This window comes from Agrobacterium vitis (assembly GCF_014926405.1).
Lineage (GTDB): Bacteria > Pseudomonadota > Alphaproteobacteria > Rhizobiales > Rhizobiaceae > Allorhizobium > Allorhizobium vitis_H.
This window is the reverse complement of the sequence record NZ_JACXXJ020000003.1, coordinates 856697-880714: the sequence shown is the minus strand read 5'-3', so window position 1 is coordinate 880714 and position 24018 is coordinate 856697. Positions and strand designations below refer to the sequence as shown.

The 24018-nt window shown below is 60.3% G+C and carries 21 protein-coding genes; 13 read left to right on the top strand and 8 right to left on the bottom strand.

The window, feature by feature from the left end; all coding sequences use genetic code 11:
* Positions 1-162: 162 nt before the first annotated feature.
* The 6 genes from IEI95_RS05350 (at position 163) to IEI95_RS05325 (ending at position 6293) form a co-directional block, all read left to right on the top strand.
* Complete coding sequence (locus IEI95_RS05350; protein WP_156532604.1) at positions 163-1152, top strand: ABC transporter substrate-binding protein; 990 nt, start codon at positions 163-165, stop codon at positions 1150-1152.
* 5 nt (positions 1153-1157) lie between these two features.
* A complete protein-coding gene (locus tag IEI95_RS05345) occupies positions 1158-1931 on the top strand; it encodes an ABC transporter ATP-binding protein (RefSeq protein ID WP_156532605.1) in 774 nt (257 codons plus the stop codon).
* Positions 1932-1986: 55 nt separating this feature from the next.
* On the top strand, positions 1987-2742 hold the full coding sequence (locus IEI95_RS05340; protein ID WP_060717571.1) for an ABC transporter permease: 756 nt from the start codon (positions 1987-1989) through the stop codon (positions 2740-2742).
* A 120-nt stretch (positions 2743-2862) separates the two neighbouring features.
* On the top strand, positions 2863-3846 hold the full coding sequence (locus tag IEI95_RS05335; RefSeq protein WP_420360064.1) for an isopenicillin N synthase family dioxygenase: 984 nt from the start codon (positions 2863-2865) through the stop codon (positions 3844-3846).
* Positions 3847-3932: 86 nt separating this feature from the next.
* A complete protein-coding gene (locus tag IEI95_RS05330; protein ID WP_156532753.1) occupies positions 3933-4835 on the top strand; it encodes a LysR family transcriptional regulator in 903 nt (300 codons plus the stop codon).
* Positions 4836-4904: 69 nt separating this feature from the next.
* Positions 4905-6293, top strand: coding sequence for a cytosine deaminase (locus tag IEI95_RS05325; RefSeq protein ID WP_156532607.1), 1389 nt, complete (start codon positions 4905-4907; stop codon positions 6291-6293).
* Here IEI95_RS05325 and lacZ read toward each other — a convergent pair.
* Positions 6265-9291: a beta-galactosidase, LacZ type gene (gene lacZ / locus IEI95_RS05320; RefSeq protein ID WP_197435568.1), complete on the bottom strand. Its 3027-nt coding sequence runs from the start codon at positions 9289-9291 to the stop codon at positions 6265-6267. The two genes, IEI95_RS05325 and lacZ, sit on opposite strands and share 29 nt — an antisense overlap.
* 78 nt (positions 9292-9369) lie before the next feature.
* On the opposite strand from lacZ, the gene IEI95_RS05315 reads away from it, so the two are divergent.
* Positions 9370-9576 carry a hypothetical protein gene (locus IEI95_RS05315; RefSeq protein ID WP_156532608.1) on the top strand — a complete coding sequence of 69 codons (207 nt, stop codon included), beginning with the start codon at positions 9370-9372 and terminating at the stop codon, positions 9574-9576.
* Positions 9577-9677: 101 nt separating this feature from the next.
* Positions 9678-10868: an ROK family transcriptional regulator gene (locus IEI95_RS05310; RefSeq protein WP_156532609.1), complete on the top strand. Its 1191-nt coding sequence runs from the start codon at positions 9678-9680 to the stop codon at positions 10866-10868.
* Positions 10869-10884: 16 nt separating this feature from the next.
* Here the strand turns inward: IEI95_RS05310 and IEI95_RS05305 are convergent, their stop codons facing one another.
* From IEI95_RS05305 to IEI95_RS05275, 7 genes are all read right to left on the bottom strand, one after another.
* A complete protein-coding gene (locus tag IEI95_RS05305; RefSeq protein WP_234890979.1) occupies positions 10885-11742 on the bottom strand; it encodes a formate/nitrite transporter family protein in 858 nt (285 codons plus the stop codon).
* 142 nt (positions 11743-11884) lie between these two features.
* On the bottom strand, positions 11885-13249 hold the full coding sequence (gene guaD, locus IEI95_RS05300) for a guanine deaminase (protein WP_156532610.1): 1365 nt from the start codon (positions 13247-13249) through the stop codon (positions 11885-11887).
* Between the two features lie 19 nt (positions 13250-13268).
* Positions 13269-14120, bottom strand: a complete 852-nt coding sequence (locus IEI95_RS05295; protein WP_194416127.1) for an aromatic ring-hydroxylating oxygenase subunit alpha — start codon at positions 14118-14120, stop codon at positions 13269-13271.
* A 23-nt stretch (positions 14121-14143) separates the two neighbouring features.
* Positions 14144-15079, bottom strand: coding sequence for an ABC transporter permease (locus tag IEI95_RS05290; RefSeq protein ID WP_194416126.1), 936 nt, complete (start codon positions 15077-15079; stop codon positions 14144-14146).
* 11 nt (positions 15080-15090) lie between these two features.
* Positions 15091-16137, bottom strand: coding sequence for an ABC transporter permease (locus tag IEI95_RS05285; RefSeq protein ID WP_194416125.1), 1047 nt, complete (start codon positions 16135-16137; stop codon positions 15091-15093).
* Entirely contained in the window at positions 16130-17725 is a 1596-nt protein-coding gene (locus tag IEI95_RS05280; RefSeq protein WP_194416123.1) for an ABC transporter ATP-binding protein, read from the bottom strand. The genes IEI95_RS05285 and IEI95_RS05280 overlap by 8 nt, the downstream gene beginning before the upstream one ends.
* A 73-nt stretch (positions 17726-17798) precedes the next feature.
* A complete protein-coding gene (locus tag IEI95_RS05275) occupies positions 17799-18911 on the bottom strand; it encodes a BMP family ABC transporter substrate-binding protein (RefSeq protein ID WP_194416121.1) in 1113 nt (370 codons plus the stop codon).
* Between the two features lie 473 nt (positions 18912-19384).
* Here IEI95_RS05275 and IEI95_RS05270 point away from each other — a divergent pair, with 473 nt between their 5' ends.
* The 5 genes from IEI95_RS05270 to IEI95_RS05250 all read left to right on the top strand — a co-directional run bounded on the left by IEI95_RS05270 (position 19385) and on the right by IEI95_RS05250 (position 23942).
* Positions 19385-19618: a hypothetical protein gene (locus tag IEI95_RS05270; protein ID WP_156532616.1), complete on the top strand. Its 234-nt coding sequence runs from the start codon at positions 19385-19387 to the stop codon at positions 19616-19618.
* A gap of 52 nt (positions 19619-19670) precedes the next feature.
* Complete coding sequence (locus IEI95_RS05265) at positions 19671-20363, top strand: Rieske 2Fe-2S domain-containing protein (protein WP_156532617.1); 693 nt, start codon at positions 19671-19673, stop codon at positions 20361-20363.
* Positions 20363-20995, top strand: a complete 633-nt coding sequence (locus IEI95_RS05260) for a glutathione S-transferase family protein (RefSeq protein WP_156532618.1) — start codon at positions 20363-20365, stop codon at positions 20993-20995. The genes IEI95_RS05265 and IEI95_RS05260 overlap by 1 nt, the downstream gene beginning before the upstream one ends.
* Positions 20996-21192: 197 nt before the next feature.
* Positions 21193-22992 carry an adenine deaminase gene (locus IEI95_RS05255; protein ID WP_156532619.1) on the top strand — a complete coding sequence of 600 codons (1800 nt, stop codon included), beginning with the start codon at positions 21193-21195 and terminating at the stop codon, positions 22990-22992.
* Positions 22992-23942, top strand: coding sequence for a LysR family transcriptional regulator (locus IEI95_RS05250; RefSeq protein WP_156532759.1), 951 nt, complete (start codon positions 22992-22994; stop codon positions 23940-23942). The genes IEI95_RS05255 and IEI95_RS05250 overlap by 1 nt, the downstream gene beginning before the upstream one ends.
* The last annotated feature ends 76 nt before the right edge of the window (positions 23943-24018 follow it).

Genomic DNA, 24018 nt, shown 5'->3' with positions numbered 1-24018 from the left:
GAGATGCTTTCATGCCGCTATTCTTGTCACCAATTGTCGAAAAACCACCATCACAACCCTGTCTTTTGGACGCGGGGTGCGCCATTGCACCTCTGCCATGTTCATGCTTTCCCCCGTCAGCCGTCCTTGAAAATCGAACACTGAGCCTTGGAGAAATGTCCCATGTTTCGTCGTAAGCTTGCGTCCACGCTGTTCACCCTTGGCCTTTTTTCCGGGACTGCCCTTGCCGCCGACAAGGTTACGTTTCAGCTGGATTGGCTGCCGGGCGGCGACAAAGCGCCGATTTATGTCTGCATCCATCAGGGCTTCTGTCGGGACGCGGGGCTGGATGTCACCATTGCCTCGGGCCGAGGCTCGACCGAGGCGATTTCGAAACTGGCGGCGGGTTCTTCCGATATCGGTGTTTCGGATATCGGCGCCTTGATGGCGGCTCGTGCCAATGAAGGGGTGAAGGTTGTTGGCGTTCTGTCGGTGTTCAACAAGGGACCGCACGCCTTCTATGTGATCAAGGGCGGCTCAATAGCCACTGTCGCCGACGTCAAGGGCAAGACCATTGCCACATCGCCGTTTACCTCGTCCAATGTCTATCTGCCGCTGGTGCTGAAGGACCAGTCCATCGATCCGTCCGCGATCAAGCTGATCAAGGCCGATCCCGGCGCGCTCGGTCCGATGCTGATGACCGGCAATGCCGATGGGATCATTGCCTGGATGACGGATTTCACCCGCTATTCCAACCAGGCCCGCCAGGCCGGCAAGGAAATCGTCGCGCTGCCGTGGTCGGCTGCCGGGCTTGAGCTTTATTCGGCCTCTTTGATTGCCAGTGAGGATTTCCTGGCCAAGCGGCCGGATGTCGCCAAACGTTTCATCGACGCCTACAAGAAGTCGGTGCAATTCACCCGCGCCAATCCCGATGCCGCCGTCACCTCCGTCACCAGTGTCGTGCCGGAACTGGGTTCTGAAGACGTCAAGGGATCGATCAATGACACGCTGCCGCTGATCTTCAACGAGGTCACGGATAAGGATGGGTTGGGCGTGTTCGAGCCTAAGCGTTTGACCGAGACCTGGCGTCGGGTTGCCGCCGCTCAAGCCATCGATCCGGCCAAGCTTGACCCGGAAACCGTGGTCAACCGCAGCTTCATTCCAACGGAGTGAAGAGCATGACGATACCCGCAATCCGCTTTGACCGGCTTGGTCAGGTCTTTTCGACCCGCTCAGGACAAACGGAAGCGCTGCGCGACGTCAGTTTTGAGGTGGCGCGGCACGAATTCCTAGCCATTCTTGGCCCGTCTGGTTGCGGCAAGTCCACTTTGCTGCGGATGATTGCCGGGCTTCTGGCGCCCAGTAGTGGTTCGCTCCAGGTGTTCGGCCATCCGGTGACCGAACCACGCGACGATATTGGCATCGTTTTCCAGAAGCCGACACTGCTGCCCTGGGCGACAGTCGAGGACAATGTGCTGTTTCCGGCCCGCCACAAGCGCGGCAGGGTGAGTGCAGAGGAGCGGCAGCGGGCAGGCGAGTTGTTGCGGATGGTGGGCCTGGAGGGGTTCGCCTCCCGGCTTCCCGATGAATTGTCCGGCGGCATGCAGCAGCGGGTCGGCATTGCACGGGCCTTGCTGATGGACCCGGATATCCTTTTGATGGACGAGCCTTTTTCGGCGCTTGATGCGCTGACCCGCGAGGTGATGGGCTTTGATCTGCTGCGGATTTTTACCGACCGCCCGAAGACGGTGGTGTTCATCACCCATTCCGTCAACGAGGCGGCGCTGCTGGCCGATCGCGTGCTGGTGATGACCGGCCGTCCCGGCACGGTGCTGACCGATATTGCCGTGCCAGTCGGCCGTCCGCGTGGTCCCGAAACAGCCAACGAGAGAGCCATTCATGACCTTACCGCTTATCTCCGCGACCTCCTCCTCAAGCGACAGGCGGCCTGAGCCGGTGGCTGAAACTCGCCAGCACCTGCCGTTGCGCAATATGGTCTCCAAGCTCATGGGCTTGCCGGGCCTTGCAGCCCTTGTTTCGCTGGCAGGTGTTATCCTGTTTTGGGAATTGGCTGTGCGGCTATTTGCTGTTCCCTCCTATCTCCTGCCGTCGCCGTCCTCAATCTTCAATGCGTTTTCGTCCATTGGGTTTGATCGCTGGAGCCTGCATCTCTGGGCGACCCTGCGGGTGGCGATGATCGGCTATGTCTTGTCGATTGCCATCGCAATTCCGCTGGCCATCGTCATGATGCGCTCGCCGCTTTTGTCAAAGACGCTCTATCCGCTGCTGGTCGTCATTCAGTCAACGCCGGTCGTCGCGGTGGCGCCGATCATCATCGTCGTGCTGGGGGCGGGCGATGCGCCACGGGTGGTGATCACCTGTCTCATCACCTTCTTTCCGCTGGTCGTCTCGACGGCGACCGGGCTTGCGGCAACGCCGCCGGAATTGATCGAACTGTCCAGAAGCCTGCGGGCGCCCGCCTTTCGGGAGATCACCCAGATCAGGCTGCCCTTTGCCGTTCCGTACATCTTTTCGGCGCTGAAAATCTCGATCACGCTGGCGGTGATTGGCGCGGTGGTTGCGGAATTCTGCGCGTCCGAAGCGGGGGTGGGCTATTTCATCCAATTTTCGACATCGCTGTTCAAACTGCCCCAGGCCTGGGCCGGGTTGTTCGTGCTGGCAGCCTTGTCGCTCATCCTGTTTCAGGCGGTGTTGCTCGTGCAGAAATTGCTGTTTCCGTGGAGCCTGCCGAAGAACAGCTGAAGCCTTTTGCCGGGGGCTGAAAATCCCCCGTTCTTTTCGGAGTAGAAGCAGTCGGGCATGCCCGGACATTGCTCCTCACCGGCCGGTATCCGGCCCAACCTCAAGGAGACTGCCATGACCATGCAAAGCTACAGCCTTGCCGAATTGAACAAGGAAACCACCATTGGCGGCGTCGGCAAGACCGTCGAGCGCGATGTGCCTGTCATTGATCTCGCCGATTTCGACAATCGCAAGGCCGAGATCGCCGATCAATTGTGGGAGGCCTCGGTTGGTATCGGGTTTTTCCAGGTCTATAACCACGGCATTCCGCAGCAGGATATCGACGCGGCGTTCGAGACCGCCTGGTCCTTCTTCGAATTGCCAGCGGACATCAAGGCCCAGTATCCGATGCCAAAGGGAACCAATGCCGGATGGGAATTCAAGGCGCAGGTGCGCCCTTCCACCGGCACGCCTGACAACAAGGAAAGCTACCAGATTACCCGCCCGATGATGGGTGGACTGTGGCCGAGTGAAGAAGAACTGCCTGATTTCAAGGAGAAGATGCTGCGTTTTGAGCGGCAGAATTGGGAACTCGGTATGAGGATACTGTCCTGCTTTGCCCTGAAGATGGGTTTTGCCGAGGACTTCTTCACCAAGGCGCATGATCCGGCCTCGGGTGAATACCAATCGACGCAGCGGCTGATCCATTACATGTCGATGGAACATGCCAAGCCCGAGGATTTCGAGTTCTGGCGGGCTGGTGCCCATTCCGATTTCGATTGCCTGACCATCCTGCACCAGAAGGAAGGCGAGGGCGGCTTGCAGGTCTGCCCCGGCAAGGATGCCGCGTCCGGCGAGTGGACGGATGTGCCGCCGAAAAACGGCTATATCACCTGCAATATCGGCGATATGCTGATGCGCTGGTCTGACGATCAGTTGCAATCGACGCTTCACCGCGTGCGGATGCCGCGTCCAGGCGAATATTTGGGTCGGCGTCTGTCGCTTCCCTTCTTCTGCCAGGCCAATCGCGATGCGGTCATGCAGGGTCCGCTTGGCAAATATGAGGCGATCACCGCCGGTGATTACCTGACGCAGCGCATCAACGCCAACTTCGCCCGGAAATGATGTTGAACCCGGCGAGCCATGATGCCATCGTGGCCAGACAGACAGCGGACAGGGGCAAACGCCCCTGTCGCGCGACGGGAACGCTGATGCTTCATGGCCGCGCTTTGCGCTATATCGACGAAGTCGCCCGGCAGGGCTCGATCCGCAAGGCGGCAAAGACACTGAATGTCGCTGCCTCCGCCATCAATCGCTATATCCTCGACCTGGAACAGGAGTTGGATGCGCCGATTTTCGAGCGGTTGTCGCGCGGGTTGAAGCTGACCAGTTCCGGCGAAATCCTCATTGCCCATATCCGTGAGACGCTAAAAGCGCATGATACGATGCGGGTGCAGATCAAGGCCCTGCGTGGCCTCAGCCGAGGCGAGGTGGTGATCGCCACCATGGCGACGCTGGCGGCGGGCAGGCTTGCCGACATTATTGCTGCCTACCGTGCCGATATTCCGCAGGTCAGCCTGCGCATCAAGGTCGGGGATCGCTCAGCGGTTTGCGACATGGTCGCTTCAGGGGCCGCCGATCTGGCCCTGGCCTATAATCTGCCCGAGGATAATCGCTTGCAGCGCGCCGCTGAATTCATGCATCCGCTCGGTGCGGTGGTTGCGCCCGACCATCCGTTGGCGACGCGCAAGACGGTGCGGATCGCCGATTGCCTGATCTATCCGCTGGTTTTGGCCGATAAAAGCCTGTCTTTGCGGGAGGTCGTTGAAAACCTGACGCCAGCCCAGGCCCAATTGATGCCTGTTGTCGAGACCAATTCCATGGAACTGATGAAGCGGCTGGTGCATGGCGCACCGCATGTCACTTTTCTCAATCGCGTCGATGTCGACCGCGAACTGCAAAGCGGAGAACTGGTCTTTCTTCCGCTGACCGGGTCTGCGGGACTGCAAAGGCTAAACATTCTTCACCGGGCGCGCGGTTCGCTCTCGCCCGCTGCCAGCCATTTCATGCACTACGCCCAGGAACGGCTGCGCATGGTGGAGGACGCGCGCTGACGGCGGTGTTCGATGACGTTGCCGTCCCCCACACCTTGAAATTCGGCTTATGCCCTATCGAGATCGATCATGATTGACAATTCCGTGCGCGCACTGGCGCGTTCCAGCTTTACCGGCCATGGCCGCATCGCTATCCGTCAGACCCGCGTGCCAACGGCCTGTCTTGCCGACGGTGTGCCGCCAGGCAGTGCTCTCGACCGCGATGGTTGTGCTTTGGTCGATATTCTGCTGGACAACGGACGTGTCGCCGCCGTGCTGCCAGCGGCAAGCGGCGTGACCGGTAGTGGTATTGATCTGGAAGGCCGCCATCTTTGGCCGTTGATGATCGACATGCATGTCCATCTCGACAAGGGCCATACGATCAGCCGGGCACCAGCCTCCGATGGCACGCATCCCAGCGCCCGCGCAGCAACGACAGCCGACCGGCAGGCCCATTGGCGTCACGACGATCTGGTCCGGCGGATGGAATTCGGTCTTGCCTGCGCGGATGCGCACGGCGTTGCCGCGCTCCGCACCCATCTCGATAGCCATGCGGGGCAGGCGGAAACCACCTGGGCGGCATTTGATGAGGTGCAGGCCCGTTGGTCGGGGCGCATTGCGTTGCAGGCGGTCGGCCTCGTGCCGCTGGATGCCTATCGCACCGACCATGGGAAGCAGCTTGCCGACTTGGTTGCGCGTCAGGGCGGGCTGTTGGGCGGCGTGACCCGCGCCTCGGGCGGCACTCATGGTATCGGGAAAAATGGCACCGGGCTTGATGACATCGATGCTTTGCTCGACAGCCTGTTTTTGCTGGCCCGCGAGCGTGATCTCGATATCGACCTGCATGTGGACGAAGCCGAAAAGGCCGACGCCCTGCCGCATGTGGCCCGCGCCGCCATCCGTCACGGCTATGAGGGCCGCGTCACCTGCGGCCATTGCTGTTCGCTGGCTTTGTTCAGTGAGGCGGAAATCCGCGAGCGGATCGCGCTTCTGGCCGATGCCGGACTGTCTATCGTCACGCTTCCGACCGTCAATATGTATTTGCAGGGCCGGGCGCAGGGTATAACCCCGCGCTGGCGAGGTGTTACGCCTGTCAAGGAGCTGCGCGCCGCCGGTATCCGCGTCGCGGTCGCTGGTGACAATTGCCGCGATCCGTTTTTTGCCTATGGCGATCATGATATGGTGGATACTTGGCGCCAATCGGTGCGCATTCTGCATCTCGACCACCCCTATGACGATGCCGTGGCACTGGCGACCACCCAACCCGCCGCGATGACCGGCTTTTCCGCTGGAACCATCGGTAGCGGGCGTCCGGCGGATCTGATGATCTTCGAGGCCTGGAGCATGGACCAGGTCATTGCCCGCCCGCAAACCGACCGGGTGATCGTGCGGGCAGGCAGGTTAAGCGAGGCGGTGCTGCCATCCTATCGGGAGATCGAATTGCCCTTTCTCACCCCATCACTCTCATCCGGAATGTGAGCGTCAAAGGCTCGCCCGGCTCGATCATGTATTGAGGATGCGGCAGCGCGCCCCAGCTATCGTCGCCACCGACGCCCATCTGCCGGGCCATCAGCGTGACGATGGTGCGGTTGGCTGGCGGCAGGTCGTAGGGCCGGGCTGCGGCTTCCAGCTGGAAAGCCGTGTAAGGCGAAACGCCCAGCTCGAACGGCATATCCACCGCCTCGAAGCGCAATGTGTTGCCCTCAGCGTCGAACAGATCGGCCCAGCGCACGCCGGTTCGGTTGCCGGATTCCTGCGGGATGACATAGGGGGTGACATTGTCAGCCACCGCGCGCTCGTAAATGCCCAGCCGTGCGCCATGCACGCGGTCGATATGATTTTCCTCCGGCCCAAGTCCATAATAACGGAAGCGGTCGAAGCTTACGGGCATTGGGATCGTCAGGCCAAACAGCGGTAGCGACGGCAGGCTGGTATCGCCCGGCCAATGGGCGGTGACGGCAATGGCTCCGTCTTCTTCATAGCGGTAGGAAACCGTGGCCTGCATGCTGCTGTCAGGCAGGGCAAAGCGATAGTCGGCCCCGGCATCGCGATAGGCATAGGAAGCCTGCTTCTGGTCGAGGCTTGCCCGACGCCAGCTGCCGAATTTGAAGCCGAAGCCTGCACCCCGGTCATTGTCGGTCGGTGCGCGCCAGAAGATCGGCAGGGGTGGCCGTTCCAGGAATTCCACGCCCGCCATATTGATCAGCGACACCGGCCCGCCAAAGCGCCGGCAGAACAAGGTCCGGCTATGGCCATCGGAAATGCCGAGATTATAGCTGCCTTCGGCGCGGGTGAGGGGGCGGGAAGCAGGGCTCGGTTTTTCGCCTGCCACGGTCCAGACATGTTCGCCAAACGCCACTTCGTGGTCAGCCGGCGCCCAGGCGCGCTCATGACGTTCACGCAGGGAGCATTGCAGGGCATATTCGCCCGGCTGCTGCGTGACAGGCACGGACAGACGCAGATAGGTCTGTTCCTGGGCTGCAAGCGCAATATCGGCCTGCCCTTCGGCCACCGCGACACCATCCTTCAGCAGGTGATATGACAGATAGAAAGCGTCGAGGTTCAAGAACAGGTTGTCATTGATGACTTTAACGCCGTGCGCGTCCGGTATCAGCCGGACAGGCTGGTAAAGCGCCTTGATTTCCTGGACTTTCGGGGTCAATTGCCGGTCAGCGGTGATAATGCCGTCGCAGCAGAAGCTGTAATCGGTCGGCCTGTCGCCAAAATCACCGCCAAACAGCAGGCCTTCGCTGCCATCCGGGCGGGTGCCGTAGAGAGCCTGTTCGATATATTCCCAGATAAAGCCGCCCTGGCACTGATCATAACGATAGGTAAGGTCGGTATAGAGATGCATGCCGCCGCAGGAATTGCCCATCGCATGGGTATATTCGCAGGATACAAAAGGCTTGGATGGGTTGCTGCGCAGATAGTCCTCGATGTCCTGCGGGCGCGCATACATCCGGCTTTCCATGTCGCTGGAGCGTGCATCGAAGCGGCGGTCGTGGAACACGCCTTCGTAATGAACGAGGCGGGAGGGATCGCGGTCCCTAAACCAATCGGCCATATCGGCAATCACGCTGCCGCCATAGCTCTCATTGCCGCAAGACCAGATCAGCACGCAAGGATGGTTTTTGTCGCGTTCCAGCATATTGGCGGCACGGTCGAGCACGGCGGGTCGCCATTCGTCGCGGTCGCCGGGCAGGACTTTGTCCGGGTCCAGCGTCTCGACCGACCATGTGCCGTGAGTTTCCAGATTGGCCTCGTCGATGACATAGAGGCCGTGCTGGTCGCAGAGCGCGTAGAACTCGCTGCGGTTTGGGTAATGGCTGGTGCGCACCGCATTGATATTGTTGCGCTTGAAGAACAGCACATCCCAGAGCATGTCCTCAACTGTCAGGGCGCGTCCCCGGCGTGGATGGAAATCATGCCTGTTGATGCCACGGAAAACGATGCGCTGGCCATTGAGACGCATCACCCCATCGCGCATTTCAAACCGACGGAAGCCGACCGGCTGCGGCACGGCCTCGATCGTCGCGCCCTTGCTGTCCTTTACGACCAGCAGCAGGCGATAGAGATGCGGCGCCTCAGCGTTCCACAGCAGCGGGGCGGTGACGGGCAGGGCAATATCCATTTCGGCTGCGGCATCGAAGGACGTTGTTAGGACGGTTTCACCCTTGGGATCGTAGAGCGTCACGGCAAGACTGCCAGCGCTCTCTTCCGCCAAGTCGAGGGCCAGCCGCAAGCGCAGGGAGCCACTGTTGAAATCATCGGCAAGATCGGTGGTGACGAATAGATCGCGGATATGCAATTTCGGCCAGGCCTCCAACCGGACAGGCCGCGTGATGCCCGACAGACGCCAGAAATCCTGATCCTCAAGCCAGGCACCGGAAGACCGATGATAGACTTCAACGGCCAGCAGGTTATCGCCGTCAATCAGCGCGTCGGTAATATCGAAGCGTGAGGGCGTGAAACTGTCTTCGGCATAGCCGATAAAACGGCCATTCAGCCAGACATAGAAGGCGGTCTCGACACCGTCGAAAGTGAGGATGATCCGCTGTCCGGCAAGGGCGGGGTCAAGCTGGAAAGTCCTCGCATAGCAGCCGACTCGGTTGGCCTCGGCGGCTTGCCCAAGCGCCAGCGCCTCATGGCCGTCCCAGGGATATTGGGTATTGACATATTGCGGGCGGCCATGGCCTTGCAATTGCATGGCACCGGGTACGGTGATGTCGCCGAAGCCGCTGCGGTCGAAATCGTGATGGTGGAAACCTTCCGGGCGCTCAGCGGCTGATATGGCGGAGAGGAACTTCCAGGTGCCATCAAGGCTCTGGCGAAGCGGCGAGGCAGAACCCGCCTTGGCGGAGGCTTCATCGGGATAGACGATATGGTCGGAATGGGCAGGCAGCCGCCCGACGGCAAAGACCTTGGGATCGGAAAGCCAATCGAGATGTGCTTTAGCAGGCAAAGTTTGGATCGTCACATGTCCCTCCCGGACGTCTGTCTAACCGAATGATACCGGTGTCTCTTATCCTATAATCGGCGAAACCGGAATCGGATAATGGCAAAAATATCCAGCATCTATAAAGTGTTATCGATTTTTTTGCGCGCAAAAGAAGCCTGGAGTGCAAGGGTGCTCAATGGCGGCAAAGACGGTTCCTCCACCTTTACGGAATGCATTTTCTGCGAGCAATTTGCGATGCCATTGATCGCGGCATTATTCTCGCGTATCAACGCCTCAAGGGATAATTGTGGCGAGACAGGATAATTCGTCATGGAGACGAACTATTTGTATCCGCGTCTCGTTCGTGCGATGTTCGTCGTTACGATTTTCATATGCCTGTTGTCGATAGGATGAGGTGATTGCGGATGAATCTCTGGACGAGCACACCGCCGATGTTACGCCAGATCTCCGTTCGCGCCGCTATGGACATCCTTCTGCACCAAGGCCCGACCTCGCGGGCGGATCTGGCAAAAAAGACTGGCCTATCGAAACAGACCATGTCCGAGGTCATACGCACGCTTGAGACGGCAGGCTGGGTTCGAGTCAAGGGAATCGTGTCCGGCAAGGTCGGGCGCAGTGCCGTGACCTATGAAGTCGCCCCGGATGCGGGTTTTGTCATCGGTATGGATATCGGTGCAACGACCATTCGGGTGGCGATTGCCGATATTGCCGGAACGATTGTCCATGAAGTCGAAAAGTCGGCCGGAGAGCATGGTGGGGAGGCCCTTCTGGCGCATGTCAGCGGCGTTGTCGAAGCGTCGCTTAAAAAGGCGAGGGTTTCCCGCAGCAAGGTTCTGTTGGCCGCTGTGGCCATGCCTGGCGTCATCGATCCTGAAACCGGTCGGCTTTCGCTTGCGCCGAACCTGTCAGAAATTGGCAGTCTCGATGTGATCAAGGCCTTGCAGGGCATTTTCCGCTGCGATGTCATCATCGAAAACGATGTCAATGCGGCGGTGATTGGCGAAAGCTGGAAAGGCAGCGGCATCGGTCTCGATTCGGTTGCGTTCGTGTCGCTGGGAACCGGTATTGGCCTTGGCGTCCTTTTCAACGGCAAGTTGATGCGCGGGGCTAAAGGAGCGGCAGGCGAAATCGGCTATCTGCCGTTCGGAGCCGATCCCTACAACTCGGAAAGTCTGGAGCGCGGCGCGCTCGAATGCGCCATTGGCGCCCGTGGCATTCTGGAGCGTTATGGCAACCCTGGAGACGGCGGTATGACGGTTCGCGATATTCTTGAAGCGGCTGAAAAGGGCGACGCAAAGGCGCTGGCAACCGTGCAGGAAACCGCCCGGCTGGCGGCTTTGCTGGTGGTTTCGGTTCATGCCATGCTCGATCCGGGCAAGATCATTCTTGGCGGCAATGTCGGTCGCAATCTGTTGATGGTGCGCATGGTCAAGGAGGCGCTGGCAACCTCGACCCGCAGTAGCATTTCGCTTGAGGCCAGCACGCTTGCGTCCCGCGCCACGCTGGTTGGCGCGGTGGCCATCGCGCTCAACCAGCTTCACAATGCGCTGTTTTCCCCCCAGGATCTTCCAAGCGAAATGCGCCTGCCTGCCTGAAAAACTGCGTTCCACATCAGTCCGGCTTGAGTTCATCGCGGACCTGGCAATGGGCAACAACGGCGAACAGTCCGGTGCCGCCGATGATATTGCCGATCAGGGTCGGTAGGATAAAGCCGCCAACAGCGCCCCAGACGCTTGTTTCGCCCGCCAGCATCAGCAGCCAGGCCTCCCCGGACCCGGCGACGACATGGCTGAACCCGCCGAGCGCGACCGTATAGGTAATCATCACGATGACCCAGAACTCATTGCCTTTGGCATTGGGGAGAATCCAGGCGATTGAGGCAATCAGAAAGCCTGCCGGGGCGGCAAGCAGCAATGTCGTTGCAAAATCATGCCCGAGGATTGCTCTGGAGATATCCAGGACCGCCTCGCGTTGTTCCGCGCCGATGATGAGCTGGTTCTCCATCAGCACCGCGATGAAAAATGTTCCGAGCAGATTGGCCGCGAGGACCGTCACCCATAGGCGAAGAAGCCGATAAAAGTTGCGACGTGTCGGGTGGGCGGCGATAGGAAGTACGGCGGTAACGGTCGTTTCGGTAAACAGTTGCAGATTGCCCAGAATGACGATCACGAAGCCGACGGTATAGCCAAGGGAAACGATCAACTCCCGCCACGGCGTGTCGGGTAGCCGCACTTGCAGGAAGGCCTCCGCCAGCAGCGATGTACAGATTGCCACACCGGCAGCGAAGCCTGAAAAAAGCAGGGACTGAAGCGGGCGGCCCAGTTCCTCGTCGCCTTGCAGACGAACGACTTCATGGACCACCTTGGCCGACCCGGACCCTCGTTCGCCGATATCCTGCTTGTCTTCCTCCGACATGGCGTTGGACGGCTGCGCCTCCTGGGCGGCTTCCTGTTCGGCGATATCAGGCATTCTTGTCTTTCCGGGATAAAACTGGCGAGCGTGCTCTCTCATCATCCCTGATTGAATAGGGGTGGACGCTCGCACGGCAGGCTAAACTATCGAGAACCCATTCGGTTCCAGCGGCAGCTATGTCGCCGCTTTTCCGTGCTGATCAGGCCACCTTGCATCCGTCGATAAACACGGCAGAGATATTGGCACGCGATGCAGTAAAGACGATTTTCTGGAGCAGGGTCTCAGTCATTTCATCACTCTCGTAGAACCGCAACGTGCCTTGGGCGGCCTGCGGATCAATAACGATGGCATCGAAGCGATAACCCGGGGCAAATTGGCCGATAGGCAGATCCAATGCCTTGCCGCCGCCAGCGGTGGCGATGTGGAAGGCGTGGCGAAAGTCGATGCGGGCCTTGGCGCCGCTTGCGCGCTTGTCTGGCGGGAGGCCGGGATCGACGCCAGTTTCCACCATGCGGGAGACGAGAATGGCGGCGCGCATATTGTCGATAAGCGAGGCGCTTGGTCCGCCGGAAATATCGCTGCCCAACCCGACATGCAGGCCCTTTTCCAGAGCGGCGTGCAGGGGAAAGACCGCTCCGGCGAAATAGGCGTTGGAGAGCGGGCAATGCGCCACCGCCGTCTGTCGCAGCTTGATCAGGTCCATATCATCAGCAGTCAGCAGGTTGGCATGGGCCAGCATGCTGCGGCGGGTGAGAAGGCCGAAGCGATCAAGGCTCATCGCATCCGTCATGCCGTGGCGCGATAGCACATAGGCATGTTCCCAATCGCTTTCCGAGCAATGGGTCTGCACATGGCAGCCGCAGTCCCGCGCCAGCGCACCCAAGCCTTCCAGCGTCGCATCCGTGCAGGCCGGAATGAACCGTGGCGTCACCACCGGCCAGACGCGAGAGGCCGTGTTGTCGGGATGAGTGCTGACATAATCGATCAGCGCTTGTGTTCCCTGCAAAGCAGCATCGGGTGAGGCGTCCCGGTAATAGTCCGGGCATTGCTCGGCATTGTCCATGGCGACCTTGCCGATCAGGGCGCGCTGGCCTTTTTCAAGGCAGGTATCGACCAGCACGCGGGTCGCATCCTGGTGAATGGTTGCGAAATACAGCGCCGTCGTTGTCCCATTGGCCAGCAGATCATCAACCAGCAGGCCATAGACTCGCTTTGCATAGGCTAAGTCCGCATAGCGGGCTTCCAGCGGGAAGGTATGGGCATGCAGCCAGGTTTCGAGCGGCACATCCAGCGCTGTGCCAAGCTGCGGATATTGCGGCGCATGCACATGGCAATCCACCAGGCCCGGCAGGAGCAGGCAACCCGCTGGCAGGCGTGATAGCCGCCCGTGGCGGTCGGCTTCGGCTTTCGCCAATGCATATCCGTCATCGCCGGGACGCTGCACGGAGAGGATCATGCCCTCCGCATCAATAGCGATCAGGCAATCAGTCAGCACATCGATTTCGCCGGCGACCGGGGCGTGGAAGCCATTGGCGATCAGCACCCGGTTTCTGAAATCGCTCATGGCCGTTGCGTAGCGTTGGTCATGCAACGGCCTTCAGCGACGTTCCATAGGTCACACCCTTTTCCTTCAGCCAGCGGCGATAGGCGATGGAGGTGGCGTCAGCCCGGGTGGGGATTTCCGAGCGTGGCTCCATTGGCAGGAGAACCGGGCGCTGGTTTTCAAGGATGATCCGGTCTTGTAGGAAAATCAGCTGCTGGAACTGGATCAGCGAGGCTGTGGTCGATTGATCGTCGAGCAGATACATGATCGGATGGGCGCGGCAGCGATCTGGGTCAAGGGGTTGCACGAACAGGCAGATCACATCCCAGCGGCTGTCGGAATTCGGACAGGTCTTGTAGAGTAGCGTCGTGAACGGCGTCATCACCCGGTAGATATAGTGGGTCATCAACCCGTCCGTGGCGGAAAGGGCTGCCTGTGGCTGGAAGAATTGGCAATTGGTCGCCCAGACCTCATCGACATCGCGGCGGATTTCCACATTATAATGCTCGACTTCCGTATGCGGTTCTGAGCCGAGAATATCGGTATGGACGAAGGGAAAATGCGCCATGTCGAGAAAGTTTTCGACGATCCGCAGGCCCGATGCCTTCACGGTGACCGCACCGCAAGGCACGATGCGGCGATCCGGCTCATCGGCTTCCTCAATGGGGAAAATCTCCTTGTCCGGGCTGCCGAGCGTCGTCCAGATATAGCCGTAGCGCCGCCGGATTGGCAGATTGTTTTCCTGCGCTTTCACGGTCACGTCACCGTCCTCGGTGCGGGTTACGACGAGGTCGATGCCCAGCAGCCGGTTTGCGGATGTACCATAGGGAATGAGCGCTTCGGTATCGATGGGATACCATTGATCGAGGCTTGTTTTGTCGATTGCCATCATTGGGTTTCTCCCTGCATCCTTGGTCAACGAAGGCTGCGGTAATAGGGCAGGCCAAGGGCGGCGGGTGCCGCCATCAACCGGCGCATGCGCTGCCAGGCGATCACAGGCACGATAATGAAGGCGATGGTTCCGGCATAGGGAAGCATCGACAAAAAGGCCGGAGCAATCGGCCAGCCGCGCGCCTGTCCAACGAAGCCGAGCGCTGTGATAAAGCCGAACAGCAGGCCGGACAGAGCGGCTGGAATGGGCCGGTAGCCCGCAAAGATCACCAGCGCCACCGCGATCCAGCCGCGCCCGGCCACCACACCATCCGACCAGGACGGCACGAAGGCCAGAACCAGATAGGCGCCTGCGCCTGAGGCAAGTGCCGCGCCCGCGCAGACATAGGCAAAGCGGATGCGGTGGACCGGAATGCCCGCCGCATCGGCCGCCGCCGGATTTTCGCCAACGGCGCGCATGTTGAGCCCGTGGCGGGTGCGAAACATCAGAAAGGACAGGCCCACCGGCAGGATGATGTAGATCAGGTAGACGAGAATATTCTGGCTGAAAAAGGCCGGTCCGAGGATGGGGATCTCCGAGAGCATCGGCATCTTGACGCCGTGGAATGTTGCCGGGACCGGCATGCCGGAATAGGATTTACCAATCGTCTGGGCAAGGCCGGTGCCGATCAAGGTCAATGCCAGCCCGCAAAGCACCTGATTGGCCCTGATCGTCACGGTCGCCACGGCAAACACCACGCCGAACAAGGCGCCGACGGCAAGCGCCGCCAAAAAGCCGAGGATGGGCGATGGAAAGGCGGTGACGGTGGCAACAGCGGTGATCGCTCCCATGGCGATCAGCCCTTCGACGCCGAGATTGACGACGCCGACCCGCTCCGCCAGCACTTCGCCCATGGCCGCCAGCGCCAAGACGCCGCCAGCCAGGAAGGCGGTGGTCAGAAGTCCGGTCAACAGTTCCATCGCGGGTCCTTTCAGGTCTTGTCGCGGACGATGCGGTAATGGGAAATCTCGTCGCCGATGGCCGTCAGGAAGAGGATGAGGCCGGTGATTGCCAGTACGGTCGAAGTTGTCAATCCCTGCGTTTGCAGAATGATGCCCGAATTGAGAATGAAAGCCATCAGCGCGCCCGCAAGGATAACCCCGATACACGAACCCCGCGCCAACACGGCGACCATGATACCGAGATAGCCGTAATTGTTGGAAATGCCGCCTTGAAGACGATGCACCGTTCCAGTGACTTCCAGCATGCCCGCCAGACCGGCGATGGCCCCCGATAGCAGCATGACGGTGATCAGATGACGGCGGGCGGCGATGCCCGCATAGTTTCCGGCGTGCGGATTGGAGCCGATCAGCCGCACCTCATAACCCCAGCGGGTAAAGGCCAGCAGCGCCGCCATGGCCAGCGCGAGAAGCACGGCAATTGGCAGGCCCCAATGCACGAGGCCCCAGAATTCCGGCATTTCGGCCTTGATGCGCGGCGTGGCGGAATTGGCGACGCCGCCCCGTTCGCGCCAGGCATCCGTCGAGACGTAATAGACCATCAGGATAGCGACGAAATTCAGCAGCAGCGTGGTGATCAGCTCGTTGACATTGGCATAGGCACGGGCAAGGGCCGGAATGACGATCCAGACGCTTCCGCCCACCGCTCCGGCGAAAAACATCGCCACCAGGCTCCAGCCTTCCGGCAGCGGCACAAAAAGGCCTACGGCGCTTGCGGCGAAGGCACCTGCGTAAAATTGCCCCTCCGCCCCGATATTCCAGGCGCCGATCTGTTGCGCGACCGTGACGGAAAGGCCGGTCAGGATCAGTGGGATGACCAGAAGACCGAGATCTTCCAGGCCGAAACTGGAACCGAGCGAGGACGAAACCACCTGAATGCCAAGGTTAACAGGGCTTTTCCCCGCAATGGCCAGAATGACGCCCGCGATCAGCAGCGCCAGCGCGATGGCCGCCACGCGTGCGCCAAGGGCAGCAGTGGGCGTCGCTGAAGGGAAGCGTTGCAGGCGAAGACTAGCCATGCTGCGCGCCTCCTGCCAACTGACCCGGCTGAAGCTGTCGCCCGCCCATCATCAGGCCGATCTGCTCGATATCGGTGCTGTCATTCTCGACGATACCCATGATCCGCCCTTCGTAAAGCACGGCGATGCGGTCGGAGAGGTTCAGCAATTCTTCAAGCTCCTCCGAGATCAGCAGGATACCGGCGCCTGCATTGCGCAGATCGACGATATAGCGCAGCATGGTATTGATCGCCCCGACATCCAGCCCCCGGCTCGGATAGGCGGCGACCAGGATTTTCGTGGCGATCCGCATTTCACGCCGCGCCACCAGCCTCTGCTGGTTGCCACCGGACAGATTGCGGATTGGCATGGCGAAATCCGGGATGGCGACCTCTGCGACGCTGGCGATGCTGCGGGCCAGCGCCTTGGCGGCGGAGGGACGAAACAGCCCGCCAACAGTGACCGGCGGTTTGCCATATTCGCGCATCACGGCATTGACGGTGATTGACAGCCCCGGTGCCAAGCCGCTTTGGAGCCGGTCTTCCGGGATGTGGCCGATGCCGCGCCGCACAAAATCGGCGGCATTCGCGTCGCCAACCGCTTCGCCGTCGATCTCGATGGTGCCGGAGGCGATGGGCCGCGTGCCGGTCAGGACCTGCGAAAGTTCCCGCTGACCATTGCCTGCTACCCCGGCAATCCCGAGGATTTCGCCTGCACGCAGATCAAGGGAAATATCGTGCAAGGCTTGCCGTTCGCTATCGTCCAGCGCCGTGATCGAATGGACCCGCATGACCGGGGTCGCAGACATCGGCATGGCACCTTGCGGGCGACCCCGCATGTCGGCTAGCACGATATCGCGCCCGACCATCAGTCGCGCCAGCTTGGCCGGGCTGCAATCGGCGGAAAGCTCGGTGCCGACCTTTTGCCCGCCGCGCAGGATCGTCACCCGGTCGGAAATTTCCAGCACTTCATCCAGCTTATGGGAGATGAAGATCACCGCATTGCCGGTGGAGGCGAAATCGCGCAAGGCCTTGAACAGCTCGCGTGCTTCAAGCGGTGTGAGGACGGCGGTTGGCTCATCAAGGATCAGCACGCGAGCCTTGCGGGCGAGAACCCGCAGGATTTCGACCCGCTGCTGTTCACCGGTCGAAAGCTCTGTTATCCGCGCCGAAGGCTTGACCTGGAGGTTGAACCTGGCCGCAAGCTCTGCGGTGCGCTCCTCCAGAACCGGGGCAGAGGCGCGGCGCGGCGTCTCGCTCCAGCCGAGATGAATGTTTTCCGCCACGGTGAAGGCATTCACCAGCTTGAAATGCTGATGGATCATGCCGATGCCTGCGGCAATCGCCTGTTGCGGTCCGGTAAATTGCCTTGCATAGCCGTCGATGATGATCTCGCCCGCATCCGGCTGGTAAATGCCGGTCAGGATATTCATCAGCGTCGATTTGCCCGCGCCATTTTCCCCCAGCAGCGCATGGATCTCACCGGGCATGACTTCAAGATCGACATCGCGATTGGCGATAACGCCGGGGAAATATTTGGCAATGCCTTTCAACTGGACGAGGGGAGCTGCCCCCGTCGGCACTGTATATTTCGCAGGATGTTCATTCATTCTCGGCACACCGGCATGAGAGACTGCGAAGGGCCGGGCATCATCGCCCGGCCTCTATGTTTCGTCGGGTGCTTTAAAGCCCCGTGACGCCTTCCACGGACCAATCCCAATTATAAAGCTCGAGTTCGGTCATCTTCTGGCCCTTGGCCACCCGCACGGCACCCTTGGCGTCCTTCAATTCGCCGACAAACGGCGACCAGCCGCCCAGCATTTTCGTGCGTATATCATCTGCCGCCTTGCCGACTTCGGCGGGAACCTTGGCGCCCCAGGTATCACGGTCAACGCCTGCGCCCATGGCGAAGATGCTTTCTGAAGGCGACCATTCGCCTGCAAGCCGCTTGCGCACCTGATCGATATAGAACTCCTTGAAGTCAATAATAATCGAGGACACATAGGAATTCGGGCCATAGCGGCGGATGTCGGTGTTCCACATTGCAGCCCAGACGCCGCGTTTTTCAGCAACCTGGAGATAGGCGGCCTCGTCCATGATGCCGAACAGGAAGTCACAGCCATTGTCGATCAGCGCGGTGCCAGCCTGGGCGGCGGCCTGCGGATCAAACCAGGAATTGATGGTGATTGTCTGGCAGGTGGCATTGGGGTTGACGGTGCGCGCCCCCATCAGGAAGGCATTGGTCGAGGCATAGACTGAGGACACCGGGAAGGAGGCGACGTAGCCAAGCTTGCCGGTTTTCGACAGATGCCCGGCGGCGACACCCACCACATAGGTCGGATACCAATGCGCCATATAATACCAGCCCAGATTATCCATCGTCACATGGCCATTGCATTCCATGAAGGCGGTGTCCTTGGCACGGCGCACCACGTCATGCAGGAAGTCGCCGGTAGACGACGTATCGAAAATCATGTTCGCGCCTTCCGACACGAATTGTCGATAGGTGCGGGTGGCATCCGCTGAATAGGGCACGTTCTCGACCTCGAGGATCTTCTTCAGCTTGGGGAATTTTTCCTTGACGGCGAGAACACCCTGATGGTGCGACCAGGTCCAGCCTTCATCCGTCACCGGGCCGACATGGCCGAAGCCAATCACGGCGTCCTCTTCCTTTATGGCCGCCAGGGTATTGGCGGCTGAGGCAGAGCGCACCATGCCGGGAAGCGCCAGTGAGGCGCTGCCGGCTGCCGCCATGTTGAGAAAGCCGCGACGGGAAAGGCTGCGCAGGTCGATCATTGGAACCCCCATATGTTTTTGTTGAACTGGTTTTGTCGAACTCTACCGGTTGGAAAGCGGCGATCCGCATCCACCTGCCGCCCTTTCTGACGCAACAACCGTGCCAGATGGCGAAGTCCGACTATCGATGCTTCGGCATCCACCTCAGCATCGGTCTTGGTAGGACGAGGTCGTACACGCTGGGTTGTTCACCGCGCTGATGTTCACCCCATTCCAATCGGCTTTGACCTTTTCAAATCGCCGGTGTTCCGCATAGTCGAAAAAAATTGATCAAGATGATGCGTGAAAGGCAACAGCTTGGCTGAAGAAAATGCTTGTAAGCCTGCTTCTCCTGACGTTAGACTGAATAAAAATAAGGCATGCACAAGATTTAATCTTATGCGTTTGAAACGGTCAATCGGAGACGAAATAGTGCGCAGGATTGAGCCTGAGGTTGAGCCGAAAAATGAAGCGCCAGCAATGGTGGAACCGTGATGAGCCTGACGGTTAATCTGGTGTTCGAGGGAGATTTTAACTGCCACAGTTTCCTGAGTTTTGCCCGCCATCGCGCTGGCAGGCTCGACATTGGCATTGATGTCGAGGCTTGCAGCGAAAGCCGGGTTGCGGTTTGCGTCATCGGGCAGGAGGCCTTGGTCGATATGTTTGAAATGGCCTGTAGCCTTGGCCCGACCGACTGCATCGTGCGGGATGTCCGGCGGCTTTCATGATGGCACAGGTTTGAGAGTGCGAGACAGGCAGTTTTTGAAAGGTGAAGGGGTCATGAGCATTGAAACAGCATGGGTGCCGGTGGCGCTGTCTTCGTCTATCGAGCCGGGAACCTCGGCTGGTGCCGTGGTTGATGGTGCGGAGATCGTCGTCTGGCGCGATGCCAAGGGGGCCGCGCATGTCTGGGAAGACCGCTGTCCGCATCGCGGTATGCGGATGAGCTTTGGCTTCGTGCGGGGCGACCATATTGCCTGTCTCTACCACGGATGGTCCTACGATACGGCGGGGCAATGCACCCATATCCCGGCCCATCCCGATCTGGAGGTGCCAAAGACCATCCGGGTGACGACCTATGCCGCCGAGGAGCGCCATGGCGTGATCTGGGCAGCGCTTGCCGATCATGCCGATGTGGCCAGCATTCCGGATCTTGGAATGGGCTTGAGTGTGCGCAGCCTTTATGCCGATTGTACCATTCAGCAGGCCATGAATGTGCTGAAGGAAACGCAACTCCCCACCAAAGAAGGAATTCTGCCTGCAAGTTTCGAGATTCTTACCGCCAATGCCTGGCGGCTTGAGGCTGGCGATCTGCGTGTCGCCGCAGCGGTTCAGGCGGTCTCCGCCGGAAAGCTTGCCCTCCATCTTGTGACCGACACAGGATCGGCGGCATTGAGGCCGATGCTTGCCCGTTGGGCAGAGGCCCTGCGCCTGACACTTGAGGCACCCTCCGCCTTGGCGCAGGTGGCCTGATGTCTGCGATCACGCTTTACAATTACGATCTGGACGAAAACTGCTACCGGGTGCGGCTGCTGCTGTCCTGTCTTGGTCTGGCCTATCAAACCCTTGCCATCGACATGGTGCCGGGCCGGGAGGAACAGACCCCGGCGATGCTGGCGCTCAATCCGCTGGGGGAGCTTCCGGTACTGAAAGATGGCGAGCAGGTGCTTTACGGCACCCAGGCCATTCTTGCCCATCTGGCCAGGGCTTATGACCCCTCCGGCACATGGCTGCCACTCGATCCAGCGATCTTTTCAGGCGTCATGCAATGGACGTTGTTTTCAGCATCGCCGCTTGGCTGTGCTGTCACGGCCCGGCGGGTGGCGCTGTTTGGCGGTCCGGGCGATGTTGAGGCGTTAAAAGCGTCATCCCGCGCCGCCTTCCGGGTCATGGACGACCACATGACGCTGCGCCAATTCGATGGCTGCGAATGGTTTGCCGGGGCAGGCCCGACCATTGCCGATCTCGCCCTGTTTCCAAGCTTTGCCCTCAGCCGCGACTACGGCATCGATCATGATGAATTTCCAGCGTTGCGGCGGTGGATAAGGCGGTTTCGCAGCATCCCCGGTTTCCGGACTATGCCGGGCATACCTGATTACCACTGACAGTCTATCCAATAGTCGCCGCTGGCCGTCTGCAAATGGCAATTTCTCCGCTTCCGGTACTCACGTACGTTAAGTACGCTCCGTTCCGGTTCTCGAAATTACCATTTTCGCCAGGCCAGCAGCAATTCTTGAACAGACTGTGACGGCAGGACGCACGCCGGATCTCACCATTCTGTCCATCAGAGGAGTTCATGCCAATGGCCTTAACCCGATTTTCCGTTGCCCCACTCGCAGGCATGACGCGGCACTTGGCCGATGTGGCGTCCGGCCGCGCCGCGCCGGATCTGGTGATCACCGGAGCCCGCGTTCTCTCCACCTATTCTGAGCGTATTTTGCCGGATAGGGAAATCTGGCTGGCTGGCGGACGGATCGCCGCCGTCAAACCGGCTGGCAGCTCGAAAGCCTTGGGCGTGCCGCGCTATGATGCGCAGGGCGGCATAATCGCGCCGGGTCTGGTCGATCCGCATATCCATATTGAATCCAGCATGGTCACGGCCTGCGCCTATGCCGAGGCCGCCCTTCTCAACGGTACGACGACGATTTTCTGCGATAGCCACGAAATCGGCAATGTCATGGATGTGGCCGGTGTCGAGGCGATGCTGGAAGACGCCCGTCATGCGCCGCTATCGATTTTCCTCACCGTTCCCTCAACCGTGCCTGCCACCTCACCGGAGCTGGAAACGGCAGGTGGGGATCTGACAGCGGAAAAGATCGCCGCCCTGTTCGACACATGGCCGGAAGCGGTGGCGCTGGGCGAGAAGATGGATTTCGTCCCCGTCACCATGGGTGATGAGCGCGCCCATGCTATTCTGGCCGCAGCGCTTTCCCGGGGCAGGCCGGTTTCCGGGCATGTCTATGGCCGTGAATTCGTCTCGGCCTATGCCGCATCCGGCGTCACTGACACGCATGAAGCCATCGACCGCGATATAGCCGATGACATGCTGGAGGCGGGGATCTGGCTGTTTCTGCGCGGCGGCCCGCCAACCACGCCCTGGCATTCGCTACCGGAGGCGATCCGCACGGTGACCGAGCTTGGCGCTTCGCATAAGCGCATCGCCGTCTGCACCGATGACCGCGATGCAGAGGACCTGCTGGCCTTCGGTCTCGACTGGGTGGTGCGCGAGGCACGGCGCGCGGGCATGAGCCGGGAGCAAGCCTGGGCCATGGGCTCGCTGCATGGCGCGACACGGTTTGGCATGGACGGGGAGATCGGCGGGTTGGGCGGCGGTCGCCGGGCCGATCTGGTGCTTTTGAATGACGACCTTGAACCGGTCAGCACCTGGTATGGCGGCGAACTGGTCGTTGACCATAAAAAGATTACTCCGGTTCTCGATGCCGCCCTTTCCAGCCGCTGGCGCTATCCCGATGCCGCTTATCACACAGTCAAACTGCCTGACGTGGTGAAGCTGACCCCGGATCTGCCGAGTGGTAAAGTTATCGCCAACACGATCCGCACCGAATTGCCCGGCATCATCCTCGGACACGAGAAGATCGAGCTGGAACCGGCCAATGACTGGGAAACGCATTTTGCCCGCCACGGCCTGTGCTTCGTGACGGTGATTGAGCGGCACGGCAAATCGCCGGGCAATGTGGCGCATGCGCTTCTTTCCAATTTCGCGCTGAAAAGCGGTGCCGTTGCCTCTTCTGTCGGTCATGACAGCCACAATATCATCATCGCCGGTACCAATGAGGCCGATATGCAGGTGGCTTTGCGCGCCATTGAATCCCATCAGGGCGGGGTGTGTGTGGTGCAGGACGGCACGGTGACGGCCATGGTGCCGCTGCCGGTGGCGGGCCTGATGTCCGACAAGCGGGTGCATGAAGTGGCAGCCGAAGTCCAGGCCTTGAAAGTGGAGTGGGAAAAGGCTGGCTGCACCATTCCCTATATGGGGTTCAACCTGATCCCGCTGTCGGTGATCCCCGAAATCCGCATCACCGACAAGGGCCTGGTGACGGTGCCGCAAATGGTGATCGTGCCACCCTTTGAGGCAGCGTGATGGATGCCTACCGGCTGGGCCTGGTTGCAACGCGCATCCATTATTTCCAGCTGGTGGCGCGGCTGGGCTCGATCCGCCAGGCTGCCCTTGCCCTCAATGTCGCACCCTCTTCCGTCAGCCGCATTCTGCGCCAATTGGAAGAGGAAATCGGCACGCCGCTGTTTGACCGGGTGCGCCAGCGCCTGAAACTGACCAGCGCCGGTGAATTGCTGCTGTATCACGCCAAAGCGTCGCTGTCGGAACTCAGCCGCGCCTGCGCCGAAATCAACGATCTGCACGGGCTGCACCGAGGCACTGTTTCTGTGGCTGTGGTGGAAAGCGTGGCGAGAGGCCTGTTGCCAGCGGCGCTGGAGGCATTCTGGAGCCGGCATCCGGCGATTACCGTCGATATCAAGGTCATGGCCTCGCAGCAGGCGGCCAATGCCGTGGCCGAGGGCGAATGCGATCTCGCGGTCATTTTCGACGTGCGCGTGCCGCGCACTGTGCGCCGCATTGCCAGCGTCTCGCTGCCAATCGGTGTTCTGGCCCTGCCGGACAGTGACATGGCCAAGCGCACGGAAATCAAGCTGTTTGATCTCGCCAATCTGCGGGTGATCCTCTCGGATGCCAGCCTGACGCTGGGCGCTTCGGTAGAGGAAGCGTTGAACCGGTCGCTGGTGGATCTCTCGCACCGCTCACGGACCAATTCCATCGGCCTGATGGTGGAATTGGCGAGGCGCAATCTCGGCCTTGTCTTGCAGACCCGGGTCGGCGTGGAACAGGAACTGGCGGAGGGGTCGCTGGTCTTCGTGCCGCTCTCCGACAGCCGCTTGCCGAACCGCAAGCTGCTGTTGCTGTCGCGCTCGGCCAAGGAGATGTCGGATGCGGCCTCGGCGCTGGGGCGGCTGCTGGAGCAATCGGTCGAACAGCTTGCCCAGGCGGCAGGACATGTGCCGCGAGACCTATCGTAACATGTTGCCTTTTGCGCATCACTTGCGTCGAAAAATGCCGTCTATTCGAAACACTTTCGGTTTGCGAACCTCACGC